At 62.0% G+C, this 16347-nt stretch carries 14 protein-coding genes; all 14 read right to left on the bottom strand.

All coding sequences use genetic code 11. The annotated features are described in order from the left end of the window. Positions 1-12: 12 nt before the first annotated feature. The 14 genes from HHL25_RS07735 to nuoG all read right to left on the bottom strand — a co-directional run bounded on the left by HHL25_RS07735 (position 13) and on the right by nuoG (position 16289). Positions 13-1320 (bottom strand): lipoprotein-releasing ABC transporter permease subunit, encoded by a 1308-nt coding sequence (locus HHL25_RS07735; RefSeq protein WP_169588787.1) that lies wholly within the window; start codon positions 1318-1320, stop codon positions 13-15. A 21-nt stretch (positions 1321-1341) separates the two neighbouring features. After that, complete coding sequence (gene proS, locus HHL25_RS07740) at positions 1342-2664, bottom strand: proline--tRNA ligase (RefSeq protein WP_169588789.1); 1323 nt, start codon at positions 2662-2664, stop codon at positions 1342-1344. A 587-nt stretch (positions 2665-3251) separates the two neighbouring features. After that, positions 3252-3521 (bottom strand): DUF1467 family protein, encoded by a 270-nt coding sequence (locus HHL25_RS07745; RefSeq protein ID WP_169588791.1) that lies wholly within the window; start codon positions 3519-3521, stop codon positions 3252-3254. Between the two features lie 96 nt (positions 3522-3617). After that, on the bottom strand, positions 3618-4022 hold the full coding sequence (gene mce / locus HHL25_RS07750) for a methylmalonyl-CoA epimerase (protein WP_169588793.1): 405 nt from the start codon (positions 4020-4022) through the stop codon (positions 3618-3620). 61 nt (positions 4023-4083) lie between these two features. After that, positions 4084-5751, bottom strand: coding sequence for a ribonuclease J (locus HHL25_RS07755; protein ID WP_169588795.1), 1668 nt, complete (start codon positions 5749-5751; stop codon positions 4084-4086). A gap of 17 nt (positions 5752-5768) precedes the next feature. After that, positions 5769-6536 carry a biotin--[acetyl-CoA-carboxylase] ligase gene (locus tag HHL25_RS07760; protein ID WP_246701704.1) on the bottom strand — a complete coding sequence of 256 codons (768 nt, stop codon included), beginning with the start codon at positions 6534-6536 and terminating at the stop codon, positions 5769-5771. Then, positions 6533-7978 carry an NADH-quinone oxidoreductase subunit NuoN gene (nuoN, locus tag HHL25_RS07765; protein ID WP_169588799.1) on the bottom strand — a complete coding sequence of 482 codons (1446 nt, stop codon included), beginning with the start codon at positions 7976-7978 and terminating at the stop codon, positions 6533-6535. The genes HHL25_RS07760 and nuoN overlap by 4 nt, the downstream gene beginning before the upstream one ends. An 18-nt stretch (positions 7979-7996) precedes the next feature. After that, positions 7997-9508: an NADH-quinone oxidoreductase subunit M gene (locus tag HHL25_RS07770; RefSeq protein WP_169588801.1), complete on the bottom strand. Its 1512-nt coding sequence runs from the start codon at positions 9506-9508 to the stop codon at positions 7997-7999. Further along, on the bottom strand, positions 9508-11508 hold the full coding sequence (gene nuoL / locus HHL25_RS07775) for an NADH-quinone oxidoreductase subunit L (protein ID WP_169588803.1): 2001 nt from the start codon (positions 11506-11508) through the stop codon (positions 9508-9510). Before nuoL ends, HHL25_RS07770 begins: the two co-directional genes overlap by 1 nt. A 7-nt stretch (positions 11509-11515) precedes the next feature. Further along, entirely contained in the window at positions 11516-11824 is a 309-nt protein-coding gene (nuoK, locus tag HHL25_RS07780) for an NADH-quinone oxidoreductase subunit NuoK (RefSeq protein ID WP_169588805.1), read from the bottom strand. Positions 11825-11852: 28 nt separating this feature from the next. Beyond that, a complete protein-coding gene (locus HHL25_RS07785) occupies positions 11853-12467 on the bottom strand; it encodes an NADH-quinone oxidoreductase subunit J (RefSeq protein WP_169588807.1) in 615 nt (204 codons plus the stop codon). A 153-nt stretch (positions 12468-12620) separates the two neighbouring features. Continuing rightward, complete coding sequence (gene nuoI, locus HHL25_RS07790) at positions 12621-13112, bottom strand: NADH-quinone oxidoreductase subunit NuoI (protein ID WP_169588809.1); 492 nt, start codon at positions 13110-13112, stop codon at positions 12621-12623. Between the two features lie 39 nt (positions 13113-13151). After that, on the bottom strand, positions 13152-14195 hold the full coding sequence (gene nuoH / locus HHL25_RS07795) for an NADH-quinone oxidoreductase subunit NuoH (protein ID WP_169588811.1): 1044 nt from the start codon (positions 14193-14195) through the stop codon (positions 13152-13154). A gap of 12 nt (positions 14196-14207) precedes the next feature. Then, complete coding sequence (gene nuoG, locus HHL25_RS07800) at positions 14208-16289, bottom strand: NADH-quinone oxidoreductase subunit NuoG (RefSeq protein ID WP_169588813.1); 2082 nt, start codon at positions 16287-16289, stop codon at positions 14208-14210. Between the last annotated feature and the right edge of the window lie 58 nt (positions 16290-16347).

Genomic DNA, 16347 nt, shown 5'->3' on the forward strand with positions numbered 1-16347 from the left:
AAACCGGTATCCTTATTCGTAGCGCAGGGCCTGGACCGGGTCGAGGCGCGAGGCGCGCCAAGCCGGGAAAATCGTCGCCAGGAAGGAGAGGCTGAGAGCCATGACGACGACGGATACCGTCTCGCCCACGTTCATGTCGGCGGGCAGCTGGCTGAGGAAGTAGAGCTCGGGATCGAAAAGAACGGTTCCGGAAACCCAGCTGAAGAACTGGCGGATCGACTCGATGTTGAGACAGACGAGGACGCCGAGCGCCACGCCCGCAAGCGTTCCAGCCGTGCCGATCGCCGCCCCGGTCATGAAGAAGATGCGCATGATGGCATTGGCGCTCGCGCCCATGGTGCGCAGGATCGCGATGTCGCTCGACTTGTCCTTCACCAGCATGATCAGGCCGGAAATGATGTTGAGCGCCGCGACGAGGACGATCAGCGTCAGGATCATGAACATCACGTTGCGCTCGACCTGAAGCGCCGAGAAGAAGGTCTGGTTGCGCTGGCGCCAGTCGGTGATGAAGATCTGCCGGCCGGCAGCCTGTTCGATCTGCGGGCGCAGCGCGTCGACGTCATCCGGGTTGGAGACAAACAGCTCGATCGACTGCACGATGCCCTCGGCATTGAAATAGAGCTGGGCTTCCTCGAGCGGCATGTAGATGATCGAGGAATCATATTCCGACATGCCGATCTCGAAGATGCCGGAAACCGGATAGGCCTTGACGCGCGGATTGACACCGAGCGGCGTCACGTCGCCCTCCGGGGACACCAGCGTAATCGTGTCGCCGGCGGTGATGCCGAGATCCGCCGCCATGCGCGAACCGACCAGCACGCCCTGCCCCGCGGCGAAGCCGACGAGATCGCCCGCACGGATATTGGTGGAGACGGTCTTGAGCTTGGTCACGTCCTCGGGACGAATGCCGCGCACCAGAGCACCCGTGCCGGCGCCGGCGCGACCTGAGGCCAAGGTCTGTCCCTCGACCAGCGGCAGGGCCATGGTCACGCCGGGAACGGCTGCGAACTTGGTGGCGAGCTCGGCATAGTTCTCCAGCGGGCCGTCGACCGGCTGGACGATCATGTGGCCGTTGATGCCGAGGATGCGGCTGATGAGCTCGGTGCGGAAACCGTTCATCACCGCCATCACGATGATGAGCGTCGCCACACCGAGCATGATGCCGACGAAGGAAAAGCCGGCGATCACCGAGATGAAGGCCTCCTTGCGCCGGGCGCGCAGATAGCGCCAGGCGACCATGCGCTCGAAGGCGGAGAAAGGCCGGGCGGCGCTGCCGTTTCCGGCCCCGGCCGTCTCGTTGGCGGAGGCTGCACTCGTCATTACGTCTCCTCGCTCGGGAAGTTACCCGACCAGCTTGTTGATGGCAGCCTCGATGGTCATCGTCTCGCGGGCACCGGTCTTGCGGTCCTTCAATTCGATTTCCCCGTTGGCGACCGACCGGGGACCGGCAATCACCTGGGCCGGAACGCCGATCAGGTCGGCGGTCGCGAACTTCGTGCCGGCACGGTCGTCCGTGTCGTCGTAGAGCGTATCCTTGCCGGCCTTCGTGAGCGCCGCGTAGATCTTCTCGCAGGCCGCGTCGCAAGCCGCGTCGCCAGCCTTCATGTTGATCACGACGGCGTCGAAGGGCGCGACAGAAGCCGGCCAGATGATTCCGTTCTCGTCATGCGAGGCTTCGATGATGGCGGGAACAAGGCGCGTCGGGCCAATGCCGTAGGACCCCATGTGGACAACATGTTCCTTGCCGTCCGGACCCTGGACCTTGGCGCCCATCGGCTCGGAATACTTCGTTCCGAAGTAAAAGATGTGACCAACCTCGATGCCGCGAGCGGACAGGCGGTCGCCTTCGGCGATCGTGCCGAAGGCCGCCTCGTCATGCATTTCCGAGGTTGCGGCATAAACCGAGGTCCACTTGTCGAAGATCGACTGCAGGCCGGCGACGTCATCGAAATCCGTGTCGACGGAAGGAATGTCGAAATCGACGAAGCTCTTGTGGCAGAAGACTTCCGACTCGCCGGTGTCGGCGAGGATGATGAACTCGTGGCTGTGATTGCCGCCGATCGGGCCGGTATCCGCACGCATCGGGATGGCGCGCAGGCCGAGCCGGTCGAAGGTGCGCAGATAGGCGACGAACATCTTGTTGTAGGAGTGGATGGCATCCTCGCGGGTCAGGTCGAAGGAATAGGCATCCTTCATGAGGAACTCGCGCGAGCGCATGGTGCCGAAGCGCGGACGGATCTCGTCACGGAACTTCAGCTGGATGTGGTAGAGATTGAGCGGCAGATCCTTGTAAGACTTCACATAGGAACGGAAGATGTCGGTGATCATCTCTTCGTTGGTCGGACCGTAGAGCATCGGGCGGTCCTGGCGGTCCTTGATGCGCAGCATTTCCTTGCCGTAGTCGTCGTAGCGGCCACTCTCCTGCCAGAGATCGGCCGACTGCAGCGTCGGCATCAGGAGCTCGATCGCGCCGGAGCGGTTCTGTTCCTCACGAATGATCTTGTTGACCTTGTCGAGAACGCGCTTGCCGAGCGGGAGCCAGGAATAGATCCCCTGGCTCTGCTGACGGATCATGCCCGTCCGCAGCATCAGGCGGTGGGAGACGATTTCCGCTTCCTTCGGGTTTTCCTTGAGGATCGGCATGAAATAGCGCGAAAGACGCATAACAGGTTCCAGACAGTTTAGGATTCCGCAGAAGGCGGAATCAGCCATGACACGGGTGTTTCTCGAAGCGTACATAGCGGTTTCCCAACCCGAAGAAAACCCGCCCGCAGAGAGCCTTCGAGACAGCCCACAAGCCCACTTCCTTCCGCCCGACGCAACTTTCAGCAAGGCAAAATGCAGGTTTGCGTCATCACAAGTGCGACATTTGGGTATTTTTGGATTTTTTCTGGTGACTGTAGCAAATATGCAAAATATGGGGTGACAAAGCGCACAGATTGGGCTAGCGTGAGCCCATAAAAGAGGCAAGGAGTTCAATTTCTTGCCATTTTCGCGGTCAAGTCTTGGGAGGATCAGATCTTAGGCGCGCTAGTTCGCAGCCCCTTAAATGGTGAAGGATCACGCGATAATTGAAACAAGGTCTTCGGACCTTGTTTTTTTTTGCCTTGTCGCAGCCAGCCGCTGTGCCGGCAGGAAGTACTCCGCGATCCTCGTTGAAGATCTGAGTCTTAGGTCACTTCCCTCACATTCTGAATCACAAAGGCGCGGGGTATGAGCCCGCGCCTCTCACTCTCTCCCGCTGTCGGGAATCAGTCGAATTTGGGGACCACGTTGGGCAGGCTGTCGAGCCCGATGCCAAAGTACGTGGATGCGACATACCAGCCGGAAAAAATCAGTCCGGAGACCAGTGTCGTCACCAGAACGACCCGGCCGCCCCGGAAACGGGCCGGCGCACTTTCGACACTGCCCGGCACCACTTCATTTGCTTCAGCCTGCGTCTTCATGCCAATCGGCAGGACGGCGAAAAGCGTGATCCACCAGATGACGAAATAGATGGCAAAGGCGGACAGAATGGGCATCGCGTGCGGGCCTCGCTGGCTGACCGGCGCCACCTGGCACCGGGAACGGCCGACTTATAGGTCGGGAACGGCCGGAGTGCAATTCGGCGTCAGACCTCAGACTTGCTCGAGCTCGATGAGGGTGCCGTAGAAATCCTTGGGGTGAAGGAAGAGCACCGGCTTTCCATGGGCGCCGATCTTCGGCTCACCGCCGCCGAGCACCCGCGCGCCGCCGCTTGCCAGCTGGTCGCGCGCGGCAAGGATATCCTCAACCTCGTAGCAGATATGGTGCATGCCGCCGCCGGGGTTCTTGGCCAGGAATGCGGCGATCGGAGAATCGGCGCCGAGCGGTTCAAGCAGTTCGATCTTGGTGTTCGGCAGTTCAACGAAGACCACGGTCACGCCGTGTTCCGGCAGGGCCTGTGTAGCCGACACGCTGGCGCCGAGTGTGTCGCGGTAAGAGGCGGTTGCGGCCGCCAGATCCGGAACGGCGATGGCGACGTGATTGACGCGTCCAAGCATGAACTTACTCCTCGATGACGAAACGGCGCCGAAGCTATACCAGCTTCCGCGCCCCCGTCACTCAGACTTTGGTCACGAAGACGGTGACCACGGGCTTCTTGCCCCAGGCATCATTTGCGGTGCCGCGAACGGCGCGCCGGATGCTTTCGCGCAGCATCTCCAGATCTTTGCGGCGCGCACGCGGAATACTCTCCACTGCCCCCAGGACGGCGTCATAGAGCGTGTCCTCCATGCTTTCGCCCTCGTCGTCGAACTCAGGCAAGCCGAACGGCACGAGCTCGGGATCGCCAGCAAATTCGTAGCGGCTGTCGAGCAGGACATTGACCGCGACATGGCCGACATAAGACAGCTTCCGGCGGTTCGAAATGCCCATCTCGTCGAGATCCCCGACCAGCTTTCCGTCCTTGTAGACGCGGCCATGCGGAACCTGATCGATTACCTCGGCCGGACCGGGTGCCAGACGCAGCATGTCGCCGTTGCGCACGCGCGGCACGGTCTCGATGCCGGCCTGCAATGCGAGTTCCCCCTGGGCGATCAGATGCGCGGCCTCTCCGTGGACAGGCACCAGAACCTTCGGCTTGGTCCACTCGTACATCTGCAGCAGTTCATTGCGCCGCGGATGACCGGAGACGTGCACAAGCGCCTCACTGTCGGTGACGATGTGGATGCCCTGCTCGACGAGACCGTTCTTGATGTCGAGGATCGCCTTCTCGTTGCCCGGGATGGTTCGCGAGGAGAACACCACGGTGTCGCCGGCAGTCAGCGCGACATTGCGCATCTCGTCGCGGGCGATTTTCGCCAGCGCCGCGCGCGGTTCACCCTGGCTGCCGGTCAGGATCACGACGACCTTGTCGCGCGGAATGAAGCCGAATTCGTCCTCGGCGATGAAGGGCTTCAGGCCTTCCATCAGCCCGAGATCGTCGGCAACAGCGACGACGCGCTTCAGCGAACTGCCGAGCAGCAGGACCTCGCGGCCGGCCGCCTCGGCTGCCTGCGCGATCGAGCGGATACGCCCGACATTCGACGAAAAGGTCGTGATCGCAACGCGGCCCTCGGCCGCCTCGATGATCTTGCGCAGCCCTTCAGAAACTTGCTCCTCGGAGGGAGACACGCCATCACGCATCGCGTTCGTGCTGTCGCAGAGAACGGCGAGAACACCCTCCTCACCGATCGCACGGAACCGGGCCTCGTCGGTCAACGGTCCCAGCGAGGGATCGTGGTCGATCTTCCAGTCGCCGGTGTGGATGACGTTGCCGAGCGGTGTGCGGATGACGAGCGACATCGGCTCGGGGATCGAATGGTTGACTCCAACGGCCTCGATGGAGAACGGGCCGACATTGATGCGATCGCCGGCTTTGAACGGCGTGATCGGGATCTCCGCGCGCGAGCCTTCGTAGTCGCGCTTGGCCTCCAGCATGCCCGCCGTGAAGCCGGATGCGTAGACGGGCACGTTGAGGCCCGGCCAGGTGTCGTTCAGGCCGCCATAGTGGTCTTCGTGCGCATGGGTGATGATGATCGCCTTGAGCTTGTTCTTGCGCGCGGCGATGAAGCTGATATCGGCAAGCACGAGATCGACGCCCGGCAGTTCCGGCCCCGGAAAGGTCACGCCGCAATCGACCATGATCCATTCGCGGTTCGACGGCGCACCATAGCCGTAGAGCGCGAGGTTCATACCGATTTCGCCGACGCCGCCCAGCGGCACGAACACCAGTTCTTCGTTGTTTGCCATTCTGTCCCTGATCCAGTTCACCCGAAGAAGACGTCGCCTGCCGCGATCGCCATGCGGCCGTCTTCGCCACGGTCGAGTATCAGCATGCCTTTATCATCGATTCCGGAAAAGTAACCGGAAATCGACCGGTCCGGCAGGTTCACCGTGATTTTTTCGCCGATGCCACAGGCGACCCGGCGCCAGAGCTCCGCAACCTTCGTGACACCCCTGCCCTGGTCCCAGATCGCCAGAATGTCGGCCATCGCGGCGAAGAGGTGGCTGAAGAGTTCCTGCGGCGATACGGCGGCACCATGGTCCGCGAGGCTGGTAACCGGATAGGCCGTCTCGTCGGGCTTCACCTTGATGTTGATGCCGATGCCGATCACCAGGGCCTGTCGACCGTCCGGCAGGCGTTCGCCCTCCAGCAGAATGCCGCAGGTCTTCCGGCGCCCGATCAGGATGTCGTTCGGCCACTTGACCTCGAGCGGCGGGGCATCGAGTGGCAGGACGGCACGAACGGCCGAATGGACCGCCAGCGCGACCGCGAGCGGCAGCGAAGGCAAGCGCTCCATCGGCGCAGGATCGATCAACAGAAGCGAGGCATAGAGATTGCCAGGCTCGGAGGCCCAGCTGCGGCCACGGCGGCCGCGGCCGCCGGTCTGGCTGTCCGCGGTGATCCAGAGAAAACCGCGATCGCCCGCGCGAGCGCGGGCGAGGCATTCCGAGTTGGTCGACGCCACGGCGCCGAGGGCTTCGTGCCGGAAGTCGTCGAACGACAAGCGGCGATGTCCGTCGCGGAGGCTCAATTAAAGAGCGTCTTGGCAGCGGCCTCGGCGGCAGCGCCGAGCGGGCCGCCGACGAGTACGTAGCCGATGACGAACAGCCCGGAGAGGCCGAAGACGAGACGAAGCTCGCCGGCAATCCGCGAGAACTCACCCTTGGCGTCGTCGAACCACATGACCTTCACGACACGCAGGTAGTAGAAGGCGCCGACGACCGATGCGAGCACACCGATGATGGCAAGCGCGTAGAGCTTGGCCTCGATGGCGGCGACGAAGACGAAGTACTTTCCGAAGAAGCCTGCGAGCGGCGGAATGCCGGCCAGCGAGAACATCAGCGCGGTCAGAACGAGCGCCATGAATGGCTTCGTGGTGGAGAGGCCGGCGAGATCGTCGATATTCTCGACATTGCCGCCTTCCTTCTGCTTCATCGCCATGATGCAGGCGAAGGTGCCGAGCGTCATGATCAGGTAGATCAGCATATAGGTGATGACGCCGCTGACGCCGGTTTCCGTGCCGGCGGCGAGGCCGACGAGCGCGTAGCCCATGTGACCGATCGACGAATAGGCCATCAGTCGCTTGATGTTGCGCTGGCCGATCGCGGCAAAGGAACCGAGCAGCATCGAGGCGATCGAGATGAACACGATGATCTGCTGCCATTCGGCGAAGACCGGCATGAAGGCGTCGACGACGATGCGGACGAGGATCGCCATGGCGCCGATCTTCGGAGCGGCAGCCAGGAAGGCGGTGACCGGGGTCGGCGCACCTTCATAGACGTCCGGCGTCCACATGTGGAACGGAACGGCGGAGATCTTGAAGGCCAGGCCCGCGAGGATGAAGACCAGACCGAAGATCAGGCCCAGGCCCGGCTTGCCGGCGGTCAGCACGGCGGCGATTTCCTGGAAGCCGATATTGCCGGTGAAACCGTAGACCAGCGACATGCCGTAAAGCAGCATGCCCGACGAGAGAGCGCCAAGCACGAAGTACTTGAGGCCCGCTTCCGTCGAACGCAGGCTGTCGCGGTTGATCGCGGCGACCACGTAGAGGGCGAGCGACTGCAGTTCCAGCGACAGGTAGAGCGAGATCAGGTTGTTGGCCGAGATCATCAGCATGATGCCGAGGGTGGCGAGAACCAGCAGGACCGGAAACTCGAACTTGTCGAGCTGGTCGCGGCGGGCATGGCCGACGGCCATGATCATGGCGGTGATCGAACCGACCAGCGCCAGGATCTTCATGAAACGGGCAAAGCCATCGGAGAGATAGGCACCACCGAAGGCGGTACCTTCCGCCGGGAAGGCCAGGAGCCAGCCACCCGAGATGATCAGCAATGCGACTGCCAGGCCCATCACGGTGCTCGCCGAGCGTTCGCCAGCGAAGACGCCGATCATCAGCAACGCCAGAGCGCCGACCGCGAGGATCAGTTCCGGCGTGACCAGATGCAGACTTGCGAGGAGAGTTTCAGCGGTCATGTCCAAGGGATCCTGTCGTCAGTTCGCGGTGAGCGCAACGGATTGCGCTGCCTGCAGTGCTGCGTCGTAGTTGTTGACGAGAAGGTCGACCGATGCGGCCGTCGCGTCGAAGATCGGAGCCGGATAGACGCCGAAGAAGATGGTCAGCGCAATCAGCGGGTAAAGGATGAGCTTTTCGCGGCCCGACAGATCGAGCATCGCTTTCACGCTTTCCTTCTCGAGTGCACCGAAGACCACCCGGCGATAGAGCCAGAGCGAGTAGCCGGCCGAGAAGATCACACCGGTGGCGGCGAAGAGTGCAACCCAGGTGTTGGCACGGAAGACGCCGATCAGGGTCAGGAATTCGCCGATGAAGCCGGAGGTGCCCGGAAGGCCGACGTTCGCCATGGTGAAGACCATAAAGGCAACCGCATATTTCGGCATGTTGTTGGCCAGGCCGCCATAGGCCGCGATCTCGCGGGTGTGGAGGCGGTCATAGATGACGCCGACGCAGAAGAAGAGCGCGGCGGAAACGAAGCCGTGGCTGATCATCTGGAAGATCGCACCCTGCACGCCCTGCGTATTGGCGGCAAACGTACCCATGGTCACATAACCCATGTGGGCAACCGACGAGTAGGCGATGACCTTCTTCATGTCCTCCTGCATCATCGCCACCAGCGAGGTGTAGACGATCGCGATGACGGAGAGCGTGAAGACCAGCGGCGCGAAGTAGTCGGAGGCGAGCGGGAACATCGGCACCGAGAAGCGCAGAAGACCGTAGCCGCCGAGCTTCAGCAGGATGCCGGCAAGGATCATCGAGCCGGCGGTCGGTGCCTGCACGTGCGCGTCCGGCAGCCAGGTGTGCACGGGCCACATCGGCATCTTCACGGCGAAGGAGGCGAAGAAGGCGAGCCACAGCCAGGTCTGCATTTCGGCCGGGAACTTGTGGCCGAGCAGCTGGGTGATGTCGGTCGTGCCGGCGTTCCAGTACATCGCCATGATGGCGAGCAGCATCAGGACCGAGCCGAGCAGCGTGTAGAGGAAGAACTTGTAGGAAGCGTAGACGCGATCCTTGCCGCCCCAGACACCGATGATGATGAACATCGGGATGAGGCCGGCTTCGAAGAAGACGTAGAAGAGAACGATGTCGAGCGACACGAAGACGCCGATCATCAGCGTTTCCAGGATCAGGAACGCGATCATGTATTCCTTCAGACGCTTCTCGACCGAGACCCAGCTGGCGAGAATGCAGAAGGGCATCAGAAGCGTGGTCAGGATGACGAACAGCATGGAGATGCCGTCGACGCCGAGGTGATAGGCAATCCCGGTGCCGAGCCATTCATGCTTCTCGACCATCTGGAAACCGGCATTCGAATTGTCGAAGCCGATCCAGACGAACAGCGAGACGACGAAGGTGAATACCGTCGTCAGCAGCGCCACGCTGCGGATGTTGCGGCGGCCAAGTTCCGTGTCCTGCCGCGTCAGGAGCAGCAGCAGCACGCCGACCAGCGGCAGGAAGGTGACCGTTGAAAGAATGGGCCAATCGGTCATCAGAAGGAACTCCCGAGCATCATCCAGGTAACGAGGGCTGCGACACCGATCAGCATCGCAAAGGCATAGTGGTAGAGGTAACCCGACTGCAGGCGGACGACCTTCTGGGTCAGACCAGCGACGCCGGCGGCGACGCCGTTCGGGCCGTAGGCGTCGATGACACCGATGTCACCCTTCTTCCAGAAGAAGCGGCCAAGGGCCTTGGCGGAGCGCACGAACAGGAAGTCGTAGAGCTCGTCGAAGTACCACTTGTTGAGCAGGAACTGGTAGAGAACGCGGTGCTGCTCGGCGAGGACCTTCGGCGTCGAGGGCGACTTGATGTACATGTACCAAGCGGTGAGCAGACCGGCGACCATCGCCACGAACGGGCTCCACTTCACCCACAGCGGGACGTGGTGGAACTCTTCGAGGATCTCGTTGTGCTCGGCGGTGAAGAGCGCGCCCTTCCAGAACTCGGCATATTCGTGGCCAAAGAAGTAGCCTTCGAAGACGACGCCGGCAAAGACCGCACCGACCGCGAGGAGGATGAGCGGGAACAGCATGACCATCGGCGATTCATGCACATGGTGCATGACGTCCGCGGAAGCGCGGGGCTTGCCGAAGAAGGTCATGAAGATCAGGCGCCACGAGTAGAAGCTGGTGAACAGCGCGGCGATGACCAGGAGCGTGAAGGCGAAGCCGGAGACTGCCGAATGCGAGGCATAGGCGGACTCGATGATCACGTCCTTGGAGAAGAAGCCGGCAAAGCCGAGCATCGTTCCCGGGATGCCGACGCCCGTGATGGCGAGCGTACCGAGGATCATCATCCAGAAGGTCACCTTGATGTGCGGACGAAGGCCGCCCATGTAACGCATGTCCTGCTCGCCATCGACGGCGTGGATGACCGAACCGGCGCAAAGGAACAGGAGCGCCTTGAAGAAGGCGTGCGTGAACAGGTGGAAGACGGCGCCGCCATAGGCCCCTACCCCCAGCGCCACGAACATGTAGCCGAGCTGCGAGCAGGTCGAATAGGCGATGACGCGCTTGATGTCGTTCTGCACGAGACCGACGGTCGCGGCGAAGAAGGCGGTGATCGCGCCGATCAGCGTGACGACGGTCAGCGCGTCCGGCGACAGCTCGAACAGCGGCGACATGCGGGCGACGAGGAAGACGCCGGCGGTGACCATGGTTGCGGCATGAATGAGCGCAGACACCGGGGTCGGGCCTTCCATGGCGTCCGGCAGCCAGGTGTGCAGCAGGAACTGGGCCGACTTACCCATGGCGCCCATGAAGAGCAGCAGGCAGACGGCCGTGATCGCATGGGCCTTGTCGAGATTCATGCCGAAGAGGTTGATGACCGCTTCGGTGCTTTCGGCACCCTCGTGCGGCAGATAGGTCTGTGCCGCGGCGAAGATGGTCTCGAAGTTGATCGAGCCGAACAGAACGAAGACGCCCGAGATGCCGAGAATGAAGCCGAAGTCGCCGACGCGGTTGACGATGAAGGCCTTCATGGCAGCAGCGCTCGCCGAGGGCTTCTTGAACCAGAAACCGATCAGCAGATAGGACGCGAGGCCCACGCCTTCCCAGCCGAAGAACATCTGCAGCAGATTGTCGGACGTCACCAGCATCAGCATGGCGAAGGTGAACAGCGACAGATAGGAGAAGAAGCGCGGCCGATGCGGATCGTGGTGCATGTAGCCGATCGAGTAGACATGGACGAGCGTCGAAACCGTGTTGACGACGACCAGCATGACGGCGGTCAGTGTATCGATGCGCAGCGACCATTCGACGTCGATGCCGCCGGACTGGATCCAGCGCAGCACGGAGACCTTGATGACTTCATGGCCTTCGCCGTGGGCGAGCGCCACGTTGAAGAAGACGATCCAGGACAGGACCGCCACGATGACCATCAGACCGGTGGTGACGTATTCGGAAGCCTTGGCGCCGATCTGGCGGCCGAACAGGCCTGCGATGATCGAACCGATCAGGGGAAGAAAGACGATAGCCTTGTAGAGCAGCATAACCGTATCAGCCCTTCATCACATTGATGTCTTCGACGGCGATCGAGCCGCGATTACGATAGAAGACGACGAGAATTGCCAGACCGATCGCCGCTTCGGCAGCCGCCACGGTCAGGATGAAAAGGGCGAAGACCTGGCCGACCATGTCGCCGAGAAAGTGCGAGAAGGCCACCATGTTGACATTGACGGCGAGCAGGATGAGCTCGACCGACATCAGGATGATGATGACGTTCTTGCGGTTCAGGAAGATACCGAAGACGCCGAGCGTGAAGAGAAGCGCGCTGACCGTCAGGTAGTGGGAAAGACCGATTTCCATATTCTTGTTCCTTGACCTCTCAGCTGCCTCAGATGCCCTGGCCCGGCTTGACCTTGACCACCTTGACGGCGGTCTCGGGATTGCGGGCGACCTGTGTAGAAATATCCTGCCGCTTGATGTTCTCGCGGTGGCGGAGCGTCAGCACGATGGCGCCGATCATGGCCACCAGAAGCACCAGGCCGGCGATCTGGAAGAAATAGACATAGTTCGTATAGAGCACGTCACCGAGGGCCGCCGTGTTGGTGCGTTCGGTCAGCGCCGGGATCGGCATGGTGATCGCGTTCGCAGCTTCCGGCGAAAGCGCGCTGCCGCCGATGACGATCATCAGCTCGGCTGCGACGACGATGCCGATCAGCGAGCCGATCGGGGCATACTTCAACGCGCCCGAGCGCAGCTCGGCGAAGTCGATGTCGAGCATCATCACGACGAAGAGGAAGAGAACCGCGACCGCGCCGACATAGACCACCAGCAGGATCATCGCCAGGAACTCCGCGCCGACCAGCAGGAACAGACCCGAAGCGTTCACGAAGGTGAGGATCAGGAACAGGACCGAATGGACCGGGTTCCGTGCGGAAATGACCATGAACGCCGACGCTACCGCGACAAAGGCGAAGAGATAGAAAAAGAGAGCCTGAAGACCCATGTTGGTGCCTTTTCATCTTCCCCCGGACAAGGGCCCCTGCCCTTTGTCCGATGACGAACGACCGGCATCCCCACCGGTCGATACGCCCCGTTTAAAATTCTGCCGCGGCGGAGAAGCGTCCTGCCCTTCGCCATGGCCTCGTCACGCCGCTTATCAGCGGTACGGTGCATCCAGCGCGATGTTGCGCGCGATTTCACGTTCCCAGCGGTCGCCGTTGTCGAGCAGCCGGGCCTTGTCGAAATAGAGCTCTTCGCGGGTCTCGGTGGCGAACTCGAAGTTCGGACCTTCCACGATGGCATCGACCGGGCAGGCTTCCTGGCAGAAGCCGCAATAGATGCACTTCACCATGTCGATGTCGTAGCGAACCGTGCGGCGGGTACCGTCGTTGCGGCGCGGGCCGGCCTCGATGGTGATCGCCTGGGCAGGACAGATCGCCTCGCACAGCTTGCAGGCGATGCAACGCTCTTCGCCGTTCGGATAGCGGCGAAGCGCATGCTCGCCACGGAAGCGCGGGCTGACCGGGCCTTTTTCGAACGGATAGTTGATCGTCGCCTTGGGAGCGAAGAAGTAGCGCATCGACAGGAAGAAGGCGCCGACGAACTCTTTCAGGAACAGGGAACTGACAGCCTGGGAAAGACCAGCCATCTCAACCTCCAAATTTGCCGAGGAAACGGGTGGCCATGATCACGCCCATCCCATGAACTTCAGCACGAATGCAACGATGACGACCATGGCGAGCGACAGCGGAAGGAAGACCTTCCAGCCGAGGCGCATCAGCTGGTCGTAGCGGTAGCGCGGCACGAAGGCCTTCACCATGGCGAACATGAAGAACACCAGCGATGCCTTGAGCACGAACCAGATGATACCCGGGACCCAGTTGAAGATCGCGATGTCGACCGGCGGCAGCCAGCCACCAAGGAACAGGATGGTGGTCAGCGAGCACATCAGGACGATGGCGGCGTATTCGCCGAGCATGAACATCATGTACGGGGTGGAGCCGTATTCGACCATGAAGCCGGCGACCAGTTCGGATTCCGCTTCCGGCAGGTCGAAGGGCGGACGGTTGGTTTCCGCGAGTGCCGAGATGAAGAAGATCACGAACATCGGGAAGAGCGCCAGCCAGTGCCAGTCGAGGAACGAGCTCGGCATGCCGAGCATCGTGCCGATGCCGTCCTTCTGCGCATAGACGATGTCGGTGAGGTTCAGCGAGCCGACGCAGAGCAGAACGGTGACGATGACGAAACCGATCGAGACTTCGTAGGACACCATCTGCGCCGCCGAACGGAGCGCACCGAGGAAGGGATACTTCGAGTTCGAAGCCCAGCCGCCCATGATGATGCCGTAGACTTCGAGCGAGGAGATCGCGAAGACGTAGAGAATGCCGACGTTGATGTTGGCGATCACCCAGCCGTCGGCGAGCGGCACGACGGCCCAGGTGGCGAGCGCCAGCGTCACGGCGACGAGCGGAGCAAGCAGGAAGACGCCCTTGTTGGCGCCGGCCGGGATGACCGGCTCCTTGAACACGAACTTCAGAAGGTCGGCGAAGGACTGGAACAGACCCCAGGGACCGACGACGTTCGGACCGCGGCGCATCTGGACGGCCGCCCAGATCTTGCGGTCGGCCAGAAGGATGTAGGCGATGAACAGCAGCAGGGCGACCAGCAGCAGAAGCGACTGGCCGATCATGATGGCCGCCGGCCAAACATAAGTGGAAACGAAACTATCCATGATCCCCTGCCCTTACTCTGCCGCAGCCTTGAAATTGTTGCGGGCCAATGCCGAGCACTCGGCCATGACGGCCGAAGCGCGTGCGATCGGGTTCGTCAAATAGAAGTCTTTGACCGGCGACGCAAATGCGGATTTGCCCATCTTCCCGGCTTTTTTCGCAACTGCCGCAATTTCGGCACCCGTGCCCGGAGCGATTTCGTCGATCGCCGCGAAATGCGGATGATCGGCGTAGAGCTTGGCCCGCAAAGCGCCCAGCGAATCAAAGGGCAGCTTCTTGCCGAGTACGTCGGAGAGTGCGCGGATGATCGCCCAGTCTTCGCGGGCATCGCCCGGTGCAAAGCCTGCACGGTTGCCCATCTGGACGCGGCCTTCGGTGTTGACCCAGGTGCCCGACTTCTCGGTGTAGGTCGCAGCCGGCAGGATGACGTCGGCATGGTGTGCACCGTTGTCGCCATGGCTGCCGATGTAGACGGTGAACTTCGCGGACTTGCCGGCGAAGTCGAGTTCGTCTGCGCCGAGGAGGAAGAGAACGTCCATGGCGGTCAGCATTTCGGCTGCTGCGACACCGCCCTCGCCCGGGACGAAGCCGAGATCGAGGCCACCGACGCGCGACGCGGCGGTGTGCAGGACGGAGAAGCCGTTCCACTCTTCGGAAATTGCACCGACGGCATTGGCGAGCTTGGCGGCGTTCGCCAGCACGGCTGCACCATCAGCGCCGATCAGGGCGCCCTGACCGATGATGATCAGCGGGTTCTTGGCGGCATTCAGCTTCTCGACGAAGCCGTTCTTGCCGGAAACCAGTTCGGCCAGCGTTTCGGTGCCGGCACCGAGATATTCATAAGGATAGCGAAGTTCGCCGCCCTCACCGATCACGCCAATCGGCAGGCCGCCACGGCGCCAACGCTTGCGGATGCGGGCGTTGAGAACAGCGGCTTCGTAGCGCGGGTTGGCGCCGACGATGAGGATCGCATCGGCGGCTTCGATGCCTTCGATGGTGGCGTTGAAAAGGTAGCTTGCGCGACCGAACGACGGATCAAGTGCCGCCCCATCCTGGCGACAGTCGAGGTTGGCCGAGCCGAGCGAGGCCAGCAGCGACTTCAGCGCGTACATTTCCTCGACGGATGCAAGGTCGCCGGCAATCGCGCCGATCTTGGCACCAGAGGTCGCCGACACGGCTGTCTTGATCGCGCCGAAGGCCTCGGCCCAGGTCGCGGGCTGCAGGCGGCCGTCGCGACGGACGTAAGGACGATCGAGACGCTGGGTCTTCAGGCCATCCCAGATGAAGCGGCTCTTGTCGGAGATCCACTCTTCGTTGATCTGCTCGTTGACGCGCGGCATCACGCGCATGACTTCGCGGCCGCGGGTATCGACGCGGATCGCCGAACCGAGGGCGTCCATGACGTCGATCGATTCGGTCTTGTTCAGTTCCCAAGGACGGGCCGTGAAGGCGAAGGGCTTCGAGGTCAGCGCGCCGACCGGGCAGAGGTCGACGACGTTGCCCTGAAGCTCGGAGGTCATGGCCTGCTCGAGATAGGTGGTGATCTCGGCATCCTCGCCGCGGCCGATCAGGCCGAGTTCGGCGATGCCGGCGACTTCAGTGGTGAAGCGGACGCAGCGCGTGCAGTGAATGCAGCGGTTCATCACCGTCTTGACCAGCGGGCCGATATACTTGTCCTCGACGGCGCGCTTGTTCTCGGTGTAGCGCGAGCTATCGATACCAAAGGCCATGGCCTGGTCCTGCAGGTCGCATTCGCCACCCTGGTCGCAGATCGGGCAATCCAGCGGATGGTTGATCAGCAGGAATTCCATCACGCCTTCGCGGGCCTTCTTGACCATCGGCGTGTTGGTGAAGACTTCCGGCAGTTCGCCGTTCGGTCCGCCGCGAATGTCGCGAACGCCCATGGCGCAGGATGCAGCCGGCTTCGGCGGTCCGCCCTTCACCTCGACGAGGCACATACGGCAATTGCCGGCGACCGACAGCCGTTCATGGAAACAAAAGCGCGGGACTTCGGCGCCGGCTTCCTCGCACGCCTGCAACAGCGTGAAATGATCCGGGACTTCGATCTCTTTACCGTCGACTTTCAGCTTTGCCATATTCGCCTTCCTGCCTCACGCATACTGCGCATTGCACCGGAGATTTCGCCCCGGCAGG

Origin of the sequence: Rhizobium terricola (assembly GCF_012927355.1) — a bacterium.
In the GTDB taxonomy this organism is placed as follows: Bacteria; Pseudomonadota; Alphaproteobacteria; order Rhizobiales; family Rhizobiaceae; genus Allorhizobium; species Allorhizobium terricola.

Excerpts from the sequence above, each read along its gene's own strand:
- HHL25_RS07735 (WP_169588787.1), bottom strand. The coding sequence starts at position 1,320 with ATGACGAGTGCAGCCTCCGCCAACGAGACGGCCGGGGCCGGAAACGGC.
- proS (WP_169588789.1), bottom strand. The coding sequence starts at position 2,664 with ATGCGTCTTTCGCGCTATTTCATGCCGATCCTCAAGGAAAACCCGAAG.
- HHL25_RS07745 (WP_169588791.1), bottom strand. The coding sequence starts at position 3,521 with ATGCCCATTCTGTCCGCCTTTGCCATCTATTTCGTCATCTGGTGGATC.
- mce (WP_169588793.1), bottom strand. The coding sequence starts at position 4,022 with ATGCTTGGACGCGTCAATCACGTCGCCATCGCCGTTCCGGATCTGGCG.
- HHL25_RS07755 (WP_169588795.1), bottom strand. The coding sequence starts at position 5,751 with ATGGCAAACAACGAAGAACTGGTGTTCGTGCCGCTGGGCGGCGTCGGC.
- nuoN (WP_169588799.1), bottom strand. The coding sequence starts at position 7,978 with ATGACCGCTGAAACTCTCCTCGCAAGTCTGCATCTGGTCACGCCGGAA.
- HHL25_RS07770 (WP_169588801.1), bottom strand. The coding sequence starts at position 9,508 with ATGACCGATTGGCCCATTCTTTCAACGGTCACCTTCCTGCCGCTGGTC.
- nuoL (WP_169588803.1), bottom strand. The coding sequence starts at position 11,508 with ATGCTGCTCTACAAGGCTATCGTCTTTCTTCCCCTGATCGGTTCGATC.
- nuoK (WP_169588805.1), bottom strand. The coding sequence starts at position 11,824 with ATGGAAATCGGTCTTTCCCACTACCTGACGGTCAGCGCGCTTCTCTTC.
- HHL25_RS07785 (WP_169588807.1), bottom strand. The coding sequence starts at position 12,467 with ATGGGTCTTCAGGCTCTCTTTTTCTATCTCTTCGCCTTTGTCGCGGTA.
- nuoI (WP_169588809.1), bottom strand. The coding sequence starts at position 13,112 with ATGGCTGGTCTTTCCCAGGCTGTCAGTTCCCTGTTCCTGAAAGAGTTC.
- nuoH (WP_169588811.1), bottom strand. The coding sequence starts at position 14,195 with ATGGATAGTTTCGTTTCCACTTATGTTTGGCCGGCGGCCATCATGATC.
- nuoG (WP_169588813.1), bottom strand. The coding sequence starts at position 16,289 with ATGGCAAAGCTGAAAGTCGACGGTAAAGAGATCGAAGTCCCGGATCAT.